The following is a 12,179-nucleotide window of genomic DNA, read 5'->3' as shown; positions in this document are numbered from 1 at the left end:
GGGGGGACGACAGACGTGCAAACGCCCCCTATGGACGGCTTGTGCCGCCGCCGCCCGTCCGCCGCCGTACCGCGAAGATCGTCGTGTCGTCCGAGAGGCGTCCCCCGCAGTGCCGCAGCGTGCCGTCGCGGACGAGTTCGACGAGGCGTTCCGGGTCGGCGGTGGACGGGTCCGCGGAGAGGGCGCCGGCCACCCGGTCGCGGAGCGGGAAGAACGCGCCGTCGGCGTCACGGGCCTCGGTCACACCGTCCGTGACCAGGAGCAGGGTCTCGCCGGGTGCCAGCGCGACCGTCAGGACGAGGGGCCGTTCGGCGGTCAGGGCGGCCAGGCCGAGCGGCAGGCCGTGGCCCGGCGGCAGGTCGCGCACACCGTCGGGGGCGACCACCAGAGGGGGTTCGTGGCCGAAGTTGACGAACTCCACGGTGTCCCGGTCGTCCTGGGGGAAGCCGACGAGGATGCCGGTGGCGAAGCGGTCACGGTCGTCGCGGCCGAGCGCCGCCCGGTAGCGCACGTGCCGGAGCATGCGCACCTCCAGCCGGTCGGCGACCGTGTCGAGGACGGGCTCGTAGTAGGCCGCCTCCCGGAACGTGCCGAGCAGCGCGGCAGCCGCCTCCACCGCCCCGAGTCCCTTGCCCTGGACGTCGCCGAGCAGCAGCCGGGTGCCGCGGGGGCCCGGCTGGATGTCGTAGAAGTCGCCGCCGACCCGGGCCTCGCTGTCGGCGGCGAGGTACACGGCCGCGTGGTCGAGGCCGCCCCAGCCCGCCGGCATCGGGCGCAGCACGGTGCGCCGGGTCGTCTCGGCGACGTCCAGCATGTGCAGCATGCGCCGCTCGCTGCGGACCCGGACCACGCAGGCCAGGATCGCCAGGAGGCTGCCCAGGGCGACGAGGATGAAGTCGGGCAGCCCCGTCTGGTACTGGTACGACCAGGACCTGTCCACCGCCAGGTAGGTGAGGATCGACAGGCAGGCGAAGGCCGCCGTGCCCCACACTCCGCAGATCGCCGCAGCGATGCCCGGTACGAGCACGATCCAGGAGATCATCCGGAACTCGCCCGAGGTGTTCCAGTCGGCCACCGCGATCCCGCCGAGCAGCAGCGCGGGCGCCACCCACGCGACGCTGCGGCCGCGCAGTCTCAGGAGCTTCTGCCGCTGGACGGGGTCGTCCCGCCGGGCCGGGCGCGCCAGCGGGCCGAGCGGGGGTTCCCAGTCGCCCACCTCGCCGTACCGCCTGTCCTGTCGGCGCGCGCGGCCGATGTCAGTACGCCACCGACATCCGGGCACGCGGGTGGGTGGGCGTCTCCAGTTCGTCGACGAAGGCGACCGCGTAGTCCTCGGCGCTGATCCGGCTGTTGCCGTGGTCGTCGGTGAGCATCCGGTCGCCGTCGGTCCGGAACCGGCCGGTGCGCGCGCCGGGGCCGATCTCCGCGGCGGGCGAGACGTAGGTCCAGTCGAGGTCGTCGACGGTCCGGTAGTAGGTGAGGACGTCGCGGTGGGCGAGCGCCTCCGCCAGCACGGCCTCGGGGAAGCCCGGCTGGTCGCAGAGCTCCTGTCCGGGCGCGACCTCCAGACTGCCCGCGCCGCCCACGACCACGAGCCGTGCCACGCCCGCCGCACGCGTGCCGTCCACGAGCGCCCGGTTGAGGGTCAGGAAGGGGCCCGTGAGATCCGTACCGTCGCGTGGCGGCACGCACGCCGAGGCGACCGCGTCGGCGTCCGCCACCAGTTCGGTCACCTTCGCCACGTCGGCGGCGTCCGCGGCGGTCGCGGTGACGCCGGGGACCGGGGACTGCCCGGACCTGCTGACCGCCAGCACCTGGTGGCCCCGCGCCGACGCCTCCGTGGCGATACGGCTGCCGACCATGCCGGTGGCGCCGAAGAGTACGAGCTTCATGGAAGTCAGCGAAACACGGGGTCAGGGCCCCCGCATCCCGACTTGCCAGGCGTCCGGGCGAGGTGTGCCCTGGAAGGCAGGGGCGAGGAGAGAGGAGTGCTCCCATGGCTCACACGGCACATGCCTCATCGGCGTCAGGGACACGGCAAACGGCCCGGACGCCACGGCCCTCGGACATTTTCGACGCGCGCACCCACGCCGTCGCGCAGTGGGCGGTGCCCGTGCTCGGCGGGCTCGTCTACGGGTTCTGGGCCGCGGCCGTCAACCGCAGCGGCGGGCCGATCACGGGCTGGAACATCCTGTTCGGGTTCGTGAGCGCGATCGTGTTCGCCGCGGTCTGCATCGGCGTCCTCAAGGTGGCGCCGCTGATGAGGCGCGAACGGCACGCGGTGCTGTGGGCCGTGTTCGCGGGCGTCGCGTTCGGCTTCATCTACAGCCAGGCCGATCACAGCGTGTGGCGGTCCACGATGATGTCGCTGGCGGTCGCGTTCGGCGTGTTCGCGGTGAACTTCTACCGCTACTACACCCACGAGGACGGAGCAGGTCACCGCGTGGGCTGACGTCCCGCCCGCGCCGTATGTGGTGCACGAGACCCCGGCGGCCGCCGGGGTCTCGTGCACCTCCCTCACTCACCTACCTCCTGGGACGCCGGTCCCAGGAGCCACGGGGCGTGATGGTCACGCCTGTTTCTTCCAGGTTCCAGGAAACACCCGTTCGGGTGAGCCCTCCACCGGAGCGGGCGATGCCCGGTTCCGCCCGGGCTCCGCGGGGCCGCGGGGGAGCGGTCCGGGTCCCCGTTCGGCTTGTGGCGTGCGCCCATTTGCAGTCACACCGCTCGCGCCCGTCTCCGCCGGGGCTTTGCCTGAGGGGGTGTCCCCTCGTGCCCGGAGCGCCCTGTCGGCCGTTCTGATCGGTCTCGCCTGTCTGCTCGCGCCGCTCGGCGCGCTGTCGGGCTGGGCGATGTACGGCATCGGCGACAGCGGTCGGTACGAGGCCACGGTGGCGCCCCTCGCCTCCGACTCGGACGTGCGGGAGGCGATCGCCTCGGCCGTCACGGACGGGATCCTGCGCGAGGTCCACGTGGGCGCACCGCTCCAGAAGCCGGTGAACCACTTCGTGCGGGACGCGGTGCGTTCGTTCACCCGGACCCCGGCGTTCCGCACGGCGTGGCAGGCGGCGAACCGGGCCGCGCACGACGCCGTGATGCGGGCGCTGCACAGCGACCGCGAGGAGGCCGTGACCATCGACCTCGCGCCGGTCGCCCAGCGGGTCAAGAGCCAACTCACGGTCGAGCACATGCCTTTGGCGAACCGGATCCCCGTCGAGCACACCGAGATCACGGTGTTGCCGTCCGAGGACCTGAACCAGCTCCGGAAGGGGTTCCACGTGCTTGAATTCGCCGGCTTCTGGCTGCCGGCCGCGGCAGCCGTGCTCGCCGTGACGGGCATCCTGGTCGCCGTGTGCCGCCGACGGGCGGTGCTGGCCACCGGGCTCGGCACGGCGCTCGGCGCCGCGCTGCTCGGTGTCGCGATCTCCGTCGGCCGCCGGCTCACGCTCGCGGACCTGCCGGCCGACGTGTCCCCCAGCGCGGCGGGCGCGGTCTACGACGCCCTCACCGGCACCCTCCGCCTCGTCTCCTGGCTGCTGCTCGCCCTCGGTGTCACGGTGGCGTCGACCGCGCTGCTCACGGCCGCGTACGGGCGACGCCGGCGAGCGTCCGCAGCGCCCTCGCAAGCTCCGGCGGACCAGCCGACGCGAGTCCGGGCCTGACGGCGTCCGGAGCGCCGGTGCCGGCCGCGAACGCCGAGCCGGCGGTGACCGCGATCCCGTGCGCCGCTGCCGCCGCCGTGAAGGTGTCGGCCCGCCACGGCGGGGGCAGCTCCCACCAGGCGAAGTACGACCGCGGGCCGGCGCGTACGGAGAACCCCGCGAGGTACCGGGCGACGAGCCGCTGCCGGGCCGCCGCGTCCACGCGCTTGGCGGTGACCAGCCGCTCCACCGTCCCGTCGGCGATCCAGCGGACCGCGGCCTCCAGGGCGAAGCGTCCCGCGGTCCACGCTCCGGAGCGAAGGGCCGCCGCGACGGCCTCGACCCGCTCCGGCGGGACCACCAGCCTCGCGTACGAGGACAAAGGGGGCGCCGCCGCGTCGGCGCTGCCCCTCGTCCTGATCCACGGCCACCTCTTCGACCGCACCGTGTGGGCTCCCCGGATCGCCGCCTTCTCGGCGGAGCGCCGGGTGATCGCACCGGACCTGCGCGGCTACGGCGCCTCCCCGGTGGTCCCCTGCGTCACCCTCCTGTCCACCTTCGCCGGGGACGTCGGGGCGCTCCTCGACGAACTCGGCGTCGCGGAATGCGCCCTCGCCTGGCTCTCCATGGGCGGCCAGATCGCCATGGAGTGCTACCGGCTCTTCCCGGAGCGGATCCAGCGCGCTGGTGCCGACACCTTCCCGGCGGCCGAGACGCCGGAGGGCCGGCGGGCACGGGCCGCGACGGCGGACCGGGATACGCCGACGAGGTGCTGTACAAGGACGAGGTGCTGTACAAGATGGTCGCGCCCTACGCCGACGCACGGGTCGCGGCGCAGGTGCACCGCATGATGACCCGCACCCCGGTCCAGGGCGCCGCGGCGGCCCTGCGCGGACGGGCGCTCCGCCCCGACTACCGCGACCTGCTGACCCGGGTCGGCGTCCCGGCGCTCGTCGTGGTGGCGCCGACGACGAGTTCACCCCGGTCCACGACGCGGAGGCGATGCACGCGGCGCTGCCCGACTCCACGCTGCGTGTGATCGCCTCGGCGGCACACCTGCCGAACCTGGAGCGGCCCGAGGAGTTCAACGCGGCACCGGCCACCTTCCTCGACCGCCTCGGCGCCCCCTCCCCGGCCCACTCGGAGAGGTGACGTTCGTCGCCACGCGCGCGCACCACCCCGTGTCCGAGGGAGGATTCGGGCATCCCACACGGACGAGTGGAGGGCCGGGGCGTGGACACTGCGGCAGCGGAACGGACGGACGAACGGCGGGCACGGCGGCCGGCCGGACGGAGAGCCGGGCCCTGGGTGTCCGGCGCGCTGCTCGCCGGCGTGAGCGTCGTCGTGGGCTGCCGGGCGGCCGACACCGACGGCGTCACCCCCGTGCCCCAGCTCCTCGCCTTCCTGCCGTGGCTGCTCGCTCCCCTCGGTCTGGCCCTGCTGCTCGCCCTGTTCGCGCGCTGGCGGACCGGCCTGGTGTGGGGGGTGGTGGTGCTGGGGGCGATCGCCTGGTTCACCGAGCCGCACGGGAAGACCCGCGAGCCCGTCGGCAGTCCTGTCGCCGAGCTGCGGGTACTGACCTCCAACGTGCAGTTCGGGAGGGGAACCCCCGCGCTCATCGCCGCCGTCCGGCGCGAGCGGCCCGCGATCGTGTTCGTCGAGGAGTGCGAGTACGCCTGCTCCCGCGCCCTGCGGAACGCCTTCCAGCGGACCGGCGGCCCCTACCCGTACCGGGAGTCCGTCGAGGGCGCCGGCTCCGACGGGTCGGTCATCATGAGCCGCTTCCCGCTCACGAAGGCCGACGGCATCCGCGCCACGATGGGGATGCCGGGGGCCGTGGCCGACGTCGACGGCCACCCCGTACGGCTCCAGCTCGCGCATCCCAAGCCCCCGTTGCCGGGACAGGTCGGCCTCTGGCGCCACGAACTCGGTGAGCTGCGCGCCTACGCGGCCGCCGACCGGGCCACCCCCACCCTGATCGCCGGTGACTTCAACGCCTCCCAGGACCACGCCGCCTTCCGCCACCTCCTCGACACCGGCCTGCGCGACGGCTCGCGCCTCGCCGGCGCTCCGCGGACCCCCAGCTGGCCGGCCCGCACCACCCCCGCCCTCGGCGCCCAGATCGACCACGTCCTGGTCTCCGAGGAGTTCTCCGCGGCCGGCGCCTCCTTCCTCTCCATCACCGGCAGCGACCACCGCGCGCTGCTCGTCGATCTCACCCTCCACCAGCCCGGATGAGTCCGGGGACGGCTCCGCGAAACGGTCATAATGGGCCCATGTCCCGCCAGTTGCCCAGTGCGCTCACCCCTCCCGACTGGCTGGTCAGGAACCTCCGCCCGCAGAACGCCCCCGTCTCCCGCGCCGCCGTCGTCCGCGCCGCCGTCGCGATGTCCCTGCCGCTGGCGATCGGCCTCGCCATGGGCCGGCCCGCGTACGGGGCGCTCGCCTCCATGGGCGCCCTGTCCGGTGTCATCGGCGACACCGCCGACGCGTACCGCATGCGCGTCCTCACCATCGCCGTCCCCCAGCTCTTCGGCGCGGTCGGTGTCACCATCGGCGCGCTCGTCTTCGGCCACGGCTGGATCACCGTCGGCGCGGTCACCGCCGTCGCGCTCGTCTCCGGGATGTTCTCGACGATCGGCTCCGTCGCCTCCGTGTCCGGACTGCTGCTCCTCCTCAACTGTGTGATCGGTGCCGGACTGCCGTTGCCGGGCGCGTGGTGGCTGGCGCCCGTCCTGATGTCCGGCGGCGGCCTGCTGGTCCTCGCGCTCGCCCTGCTCGCCTGGCCGCTGCGCTCGGGCGTGCCCGAACGGGTCGCCGTCGCGGAGGCGTACCGGGCGGTGGCGGACCTGCTCGCCGCGAGCGGCACCGACGCGTACGACGACCGCCGCCACGCCGTCGCCCAGTCCCTCAACCAGTCCTACGACCTCGTCCTCGCGCGGCGCGCCCGCCACCACGGCCGCAACCCGGACCTCACCCGGCTGCTGGCCCAGCTGAACGCCGTCACCCCCGTCGTGGAGAGCGCCCCGGCCGCCCACCAGTACGGCCGACGGCACGCCGAGCCGCTGCCCCCCGAAGTGCCCGCCGCCGTACGCCGTCTCGCGGACGCCGTCGAGACCGGCCGCACCGGGCCGACCGGCCTCCGGCTCCCCGTCCCCACCAACGAGACCGCGCGCGCCGTCGACCACGCGCTGACCCACGCCGCAGACGTCGTCACCGGCCGGACCCCCGACACACGCACCGCCGGCGACCCCCTCGGCAGGCCCGCCCGCCTCGGCGTCCGGGCGGCGCGCTCCGGCCGCACCATCCTTCTGTCCTCCGGGTCCTGGCGTTACGGACTGCGGCTGGCCGTCTGCATCGGCATCGCGCAGGCCCTGGTCTCGCTCGTTCCGGTGCCCCGCTCGTACTGGGTCGCCCTCACCATCACCTTCGTGATGAAGCCCGATTTCGGGTCGGTCTTCTCGCGGGCACTGATGCGCGCGCTCGGCACGGTGGCGGGGCTCCTCGTCGCGGCCGTCGTCCTCACCTCGGTGCCGCTCGGCTGGTGGGACGTGGCGGCCATGGTCGTCCTCGCACCGCTCGTCCCGGTTCTCGGGGCACGCGGATACGGCCATCAGACCGCCGCCGTCACCCCGGTGATCCTGCTCCTGTCCGACGTCCTCAACCACCAGGGCACCGCCCTGCTCGTCCCACGGCTCGTGGACTCCCTCATGGGATGCGCGATCGCGCTCGTCGCGGGCTATCTGCTCTGGCCGGAGAGCTGGCACACCCGTGTCGGCGACCGGCTCGCCGACACGGTCGCGGACACCGCCGGCTATGTGGAGTACGCCTCCCGGGAGGACGCCGACCCCGCCGAACGCGCCCGTATGCGGCGGCGCCTCCACCGCGACCTGTCCGGCATCCGCACCGAATTCCAGCGGGCCCTGAGCGAACCCCCGCCCAACGGCCGGCGCGCCGCTGCCTGGCTCCCGCTCGTCGTCGCCGTCGAGCGGATCGTCGACGCGACCACCGCGGCCGGGGTGCGGATCCGGCACGGGGCCCAGCGTCCGTCGGCCGCCGAGTTCGCGCAGGTGGCCCTGCAACTGCGGGAGCTGTCCGAGGGGCTGCGCGAGACGGACGTGCTCGTCGCCGTCCGTACGGATCTCACCGGGCCGGCCGGCAGTGTGCTCGAACCCCTCCGGCAGGAGGTCGCCGCGGCCCGCGCGATCGCGTCACCTCGCTGAACCCGGCGCGGCCGGCGCGCGGGCCGGGCACTGACCGACGCGGGCCGGGTTCGGCCCGGACGCAGACGCGGGCCCGGTCGCGGTCCCGGGTCCGGGTCCGGGTCCGGGTCCGGGTCCGGGTCCGGATCCGGATCCGCGTCCGGGAAAAACGGCGGTGCGGGCCGCCCGTGCAGGGGGCGGCCCGCACCCGTGGGGGGTGGGGCTGGTGGAGGCCGGCGGGGCCCAGGGCCCGTCGTCCGGATCGGTGGCGGCGACGCGCGCCCCGCGTCCCGCCGCACGATCCGGCGACCGGCCCTAGTGGGCGTTCGTCTTGCCCAGGGCCTTGTCCAGCGCCTGCGCGAAGCCGTTGGCCCACAGCTGGTTGACACGCGACCGCTCGGCCGAGTTGGGGTTCGGGTTGGTGCAGGAGGGACCGGGGCCGCCGCCCGACATCAGCTCGCTGCACGGGCCGGAGTAGTGGTCGGGCAGACCGAGGACGTGGCCGGTCTCGTGCGCGGTGATGCGGATCGGGTCGTACTGCTCGCTCTGCGCGTAGTCCAGGAAGACGTACCCGCTGCCGTGGCCGTCCGTCGAGGCGTACGAGCCGCGCGAGTCGTTGCCCTCGCGGTAGGTGAAGTCGGCGCTCGACGCCGAGCCCGACTGGAGTTTCACGTTCGCCACCGCGCCGTTCCATATCGCGGTGCTGCGGGCTATCTCGGTGCTGAAGGAGGGCGCACGGGAGGCGTTGTAGATCACGGTGACGGCCGCGGCGCTGCTCGGGTTCGCGGCGCGCTTCTCGGCGACGGATCGGATGACCGCCGCGAAGAACGCCTGGTTGGCCTTGCTCTCCTCGGCGGAGCCCGCGTAGCCGGAGTAACCGGCGAGGGCGGAGTGTCCGGCGTGAACGGCGTCCTGCGCGGGGACGGGAGCCGCCGCGGCGGGGACCGCGCCGAACCCGGCCGCCGCGAGGCCCAGACCGAGCACGGTCGCGAGCACGGCCTTGGACTTGGGCAGGGGAAGTCTCATCGATGACTCCTTGTGTGGGGGGTGAAGTCGTCACCGTGAGTTTCGGTGCCTGTGCGGCGGCTGTGATGATGGCAAGTGCCGATAGGCCAGGACTATCGGTCCGCGGAGGATCGTCCAACTCGCCCGTTCCGCATGGGGTTTGTGCGTCTGGTGCAACCTCTGCTTCCGACTTAGGCTCCGCAGGCATGGAGCTTGAGGTCAGGCACCTCCGCGCGCTGTGCGCCATCGCCGACACCGGCAGCCTGCACCGCGCCGCGCGCCTGCTCGGCGTCGCCCAGCCCTCGTTGAGCACCCAGCTGCGCAGGATCGAACAGGAGCTGGGCGGCGAGCTGTTCATCCGCGAACGGACCGGCTGCCGCCCCACCCCGCTCGGCCGGATCGTGCTCGGGCGGGCCCGCCCGCTGGTGGCCGAAATGCGGTCCCTGGTCGCCGAGGCGCGGGCCGCCGCCGCGGACGGACTCCAGCTGCGTATCGGCTCCACCGCGAGCCGCGCCCTGGCCGGCTGGCTGCGCCGGCTGCGCGAACACCGCCAGGAACCGCTCCTCCAGATGGACGTCTCCGCGAACTCCCTGCTCACCCTGGTCGCCGAGGGACGGCTCGACGTCGCCTTCGTGCACGAGGTGGAGGGCTGCCCCCTGCGCATCCCGGACGGACTGCGGCTGCGCGTCCTGGTCGAGCGCGAGCCCCAGTTCGTCTCCCTGCCCAACGATCACCCGGCCGCCGTGCGTCCCGTCGTCCACCTCTCCGAGCTGGCCCAGGACCGCTGGATGGTGGACCCCACCGTCGACGGCGAGTGGGACGCCGTGCACCGGATGCTGCGCTCCGCCGGACTCAACCCCCGGGTCCTGCACGGCGACTACCACACGGCGGCCTCCCTGGTCGCCACCGGCGAGGTCGTCACGGTCTGCCAGCCCACCCGCCAGTCCGGCCCCGAGACGGCGGTGCGCCGCCTGCACGGCGACCCGCTCGGCGTACGACTGCTGCTCGCGGCCCGTACGGAGGCGGAGCTGGACGGCGTCTATCCGGAACTGGCCGAGGCCTACGACGAGACGGCACGGCAGGCACCCGCATACCGGGAGTGGCTGGAACACGGCGGTTCGGGAACCCCGGCCCCCGCCCTCCCGTGAACGTCGTCCGGTCTCCGGCCCGCTTCCTGTGTGAGGATGTGAGCAACGGCAGCAGTCTGCGCACTTTACTCCCCCCATGCGATTCGTTGACCTGCGCTTGACTCCGGGGGGACGGGTACGGAGGGGTGCGGCGGTCCGATGAACGTGCAGTGAACCCGTGGGATCCGTAGGGGTCTTGATAACGCTCTTGACACCGCTACCTGTCGGTACCCGACCCTGCCCAAGATCGCCGACAGCGGCCGCTAACCTTACGTGTCCGTCCTGGCCAGGGATTGACGGGCTTCAACTCATGCGAAGGGTTGCGCACATGGGCATTCTCACTCTCCTGCGGAACGCGTTCGGCCGCTCACGCCAGGGGCGTGACGCCGACGCGGAGACCTCGCGGGAAGCTTCGGCTCCCTCGGTTTCGGCCCCGGCGGCCGAACACGTTCCTTCGCAGGAGGCCGCACCGGCCTCCGCGCCGATCCCCTCCCAGGCGGCCGAACGGGCCCCCGCGGAGGCCGAACCGAAGATCCCCGCACCTTCGTCCGAGCCGACGCCGGGGCCGACGTCGTCGGTGGTCGACGACCTGGTGTCGGCGGCGTTCGACAACGTCACGGTCCCCAAGCCGACGGAGTCGACGGAGTCGGCCAAGCAGGTGGAGTCGACCGAGCCGGGGGCGGAGACGGCCTCGTCCCAGGAGCCGGTGGCCGAGGCCGCGGCCGAGGCGGAGCCCGAGGCTCAGGCCGAGGCGGAGCCCGAGGCTCAGGCCGAGGCGGAGCCCGAGGCTCAGGCCGAGGCGGAGCCCGAGGCTCAGGCCGAGGCGGAGCCCGAGGCTCAGGCCGAGGCGGAGCCCGAGGCTCAGGCCGAGGCGGACGCCGAGGCCGGGTCCCAGGGTGCGGCTGAGCCCGTAGCCGAGCCGGAGCCCGTGGCCGAGGTCATCACGGAGGCCGAGCCCGAGGCCGAGAACACCCCCGAGGCCGTGGCCGAACCCGAGGTCGCACCGCAGGCCGAGGCGGTCGCCGACACCGAGGTCGTGACCGAGGCCGACGCTGCTGCCGATGCCGAGGCCGAGACCGTCGACGAAGTCGTGGCCGCCGCCGATGCCGAGGCGGAGCCCGTGGCCGGACACGAGGTCGTTGCCGAGCCGGCGGCTGAGCTCGAGGCCGAGACCGAGCCGGAGACCGCAGCCGCACCCGAGGTCGATGCCGAAGCCGCGGTCGTGGCCGAGGCCGAGGCCGTGGTGGAGGCGGTCGCGCCCGAGGCCGAGCCCGTCGTCGGGGCCCCCGAGGTCTCCCGGCCGGAGGCCGAGGAGCCCGCCGCCGCGGACGCTCCGGCGGAACCGGTCGCGCGGACGGAATCGGAGCCGGCCCTCGAAGTCGTCGCCGCGCAGGCCGACGAGCCCACGGCCACCGACGGCGATCGGGCCGGGCAGGTGCCGCTCGCAGCCGACGACGAAGGCGCCGCGGACGGTGCGGACGCGAAGGACGACACGGCCGAAGACGCAGCCGGCGCCGGAAGCGACGCCGGCTCCACGACCCCCGCCGTCCCCCTCGCCCACGTCCAGTCGACCGCCGCGACCCTCACCACCGCGTACCGGGAAGCCGCCGCCACCCTCGAGAAGCAGAACCTCACCGGCGCCCGCGCCAAGGTCTACCTCGTCCTGGACCGCTCCTCGTCGATGCGCCCGTACTACAAGGACGGCTCGGCCCAGGCCCTCGGCGAGCAGGCCCTGGCCCTCGCCGCGCACCTCGACCCCGAGGCCACGGTCCCGGTCGTCTTCTTCTCCACCGAACTCGACGGCACCGGCGAGCTCACCCTCGCCGACCACGAGAACAAGGTCGACGAGCTCCACGGCGCCCTCGGCCGCATGGGCCGTACCAGCTACCACGTCGCCGTACAGGAAGTCCTCGCGCAGCACGAGAAGTCGCAGAACCCCGCGGCCCCCGCGCTGGTGATCTTCCAGACGGACGGCGCCCCGGACGCCAAGACCCCGGCGACCCAGGCGCTCACCGAGGCGGCGACGACCCACCCCGCCGTCTTCTTCTCCTTCGTCGCCTTCGGCGAGCCCGAGAACAAGGCGTTCGACTACCTCCGCAAGCTGAAGACCACCAACACGTCCTTCTTCCACGCGGGCCCCACCCCCCGCGAACTGACGGACGCCGAGATCTACGAGGGCGTCCTGGCGAACTGGCGCCCGTAGC

9 protein-coding genes and 2 pseudogenes are annotated in these 12,179 nt (G+C 73.9%); 7 read left to right on the top strand and 4 right to left on the bottom strand.

Annotated elements, in window-relative coordinates; translation table 11 throughout:
• Positions 1-28 precede the first annotated feature (28 nt).
• Entirely contained in the window at positions 29-1,216 is a 1,188-nt protein-coding gene (locus OHB41_RS24875; RefSeq protein WP_266700400.1) for a PP2C family protein-serine/threonine phosphatase, read from the bottom strand.
• 40 nt (positions 1,217-1,256) lie between these two features.
• Positions 1,257-1,892, bottom strand: coding sequence for an NAD(P)-dependent oxidoreductase (locus OHB41_RS24870; RefSeq protein ID WP_266700399.1), 636 nt, complete (start codon positions 1,890-1,892; stop codon positions 1,257-1,259).
• A gap of 104 nt (positions 1,893-1,996) precedes the next feature.
• Between OHB41_RS24870 and OHB41_RS24865 the strand changes: the two genes are divergently transcribed.
• Together OHB41_RS24865 and OHB41_RS24860 are read left to right on the top strand one after the other, a co-directional pair.
• Positions 1,997-2,452 carry a hypothetical protein gene (locus tag OHB41_RS24865; RefSeq protein ID WP_266700398.1) on the top strand — a complete coding sequence of 152 codons (456 nt, stop codon included), beginning with the start codon at positions 1,997-1,999 and terminating at the stop codon, positions 2,450-2,452.
• A 310-nt stretch (positions 2,453-2,762) separates the two neighbouring features.
• Positions 2,763-3,662: a hypothetical protein gene (locus OHB41_RS24860; RefSeq protein WP_266700397.1), complete on the top strand. Its 900-nt coding sequence runs from the start codon at positions 2,763-2,765 to the stop codon at positions 3,660-3,662.
• Here the strand turns inward: OHB41_RS24860 and OHB41_RS24855 are convergent.
• A pseudogene (locus tag OHB41_RS24855) lies at positions 3,577-4,008 on the bottom strand (aminotransferase class I/II-fold pyridoxal phosphate-dependent enzyme); the annotation flags it as partial. The gene OHB41_RS24860 and the pseudogene OHB41_RS24855 overlap by 86 nt on opposite strands.
• A 37-nt stretch (positions 4,009-4,045) precedes the next feature.
• Between OHB41_RS24855 and OHB41_RS24850 the strand changes: the two are divergent.
• From OHB41_RS24850 to OHB41_RS24840, 3 genes and pseudogenes are all read left to right on the top strand, one after another.
• Positions 4,046-4,793 (top strand): annotated as a pseudogene (locus tag OHB41_RS24850) (alpha/beta fold hydrolase).
• Between the two features lie 81 nt (positions 4,794-4,874).
• Positions 4,875-5,879 carry an endonuclease/exonuclease/phosphatase family protein gene (locus OHB41_RS24845; RefSeq protein WP_266700396.1) on the top strand — a complete coding sequence of 335 codons (1,005 nt, stop codon included), beginning with the start codon at positions 4,875-4,877 and terminating at the stop codon, positions 5,877-5,879.
• A 38-nt stretch (positions 5,880-5,917) separates the two neighbouring features.
• Positions 5,918-7,864, top strand: a complete 1,947-nt coding sequence (locus OHB41_RS24840; RefSeq protein ID WP_266700395.1) for an FUSC family protein — start codon at positions 5,918-5,920, stop codon at positions 7,862-7,864.
• 294 nt (positions 7,865-8,158) lie between these two features.
• On the opposite strand, the gene snpA is transcribed toward OHB41_RS24840, so the two are convergent.
• Positions 8,159-8,869, bottom strand: a complete 711-nt coding sequence (gene snpA / locus OHB41_RS24835; RefSeq protein ID WP_266700394.1) for a snapalysin — start codon at positions 8,867-8,869, stop codon at positions 8,159-8,161.
• A gap of 185 nt (positions 8,870-9,054) precedes the next feature.
• On the opposite strand from snpA, the gene OHB41_RS24830 reads away from it, so the two are divergent.
• Entirely contained in the window at positions 9,055-9,996 is a 942-nt protein-coding gene (locus tag OHB41_RS24830; protein WP_266700393.1) for a LysR family transcriptional regulator, read from the top strand.
• Between the two features lie 307 nt (positions 9,997-10,303).
• The gene (locus OHB41_RS24825; protein ID WP_266700392.1) at positions 10,304-12,178 is read left to right on the top strand and encodes a VWA domain-containing protein; all 1,875 of its coding nucleotides are present in this window, start codon (positions 10,304-10,306) and stop codon (positions 12,176-12,178) included.
• Position 12,179 lies beyond the last annotated feature (1 nt).

Source organism: Streptomyces sp. NBC_01571 (genome assembly GCF_026339875.1).
GTDB lineage: Bacteria > Actinomycetota > Actinomycetes > Streptomycetales > Streptomycetaceae > Streptomyces.
This window is presented reverse-complemented; position numbering and strand designations above follow the sequence as displayed.

Bases quoted from the DNA above. Each gene is read 5' to 3' on its own strand.
- OHB41_RS24870 (WP_266700399.1), bottom strand. From the start codon at position 1,892: ATGAAGCTCGTACTCTTCGGCGCCACCGGCATGGTCGGCAGCCGTATC.
- OHB41_RS24830 (WP_266700393.1), top strand. From the start codon at position 9,055: ATGGAGCTTGAGGTCAGGCACCTCCGCGCGCTGTGCGCCATCGCCGAC.
- OHB41_RS24840 (WP_266700395.1), top strand. From the start codon at position 5,918: ATGTCCCGCCAGTTGCCCAGTGCGCTCACCCCTCCCGACTGGCTGGTC.
- OHB41_RS24865 (WP_266700398.1), top strand. From the start codon at position 1,997: ATGGCTCACACGGCACATGCCTCATCGGCGTCAGGGACACGGCAAACG.
- snpA (WP_266700394.1), bottom strand. From the start codon at position 8,869: ATGAGACTTCCCCTGCCCAAGTCCAAGGCCGTGCTCGCGACCGTGCTC.
- OHB41_RS24825 (WP_266700392.1), top strand. From the start codon at position 10,304: ATGGGCATTCTCACTCTCCTGCGGAACGCGTTCGGCCGCTCACGCCAG.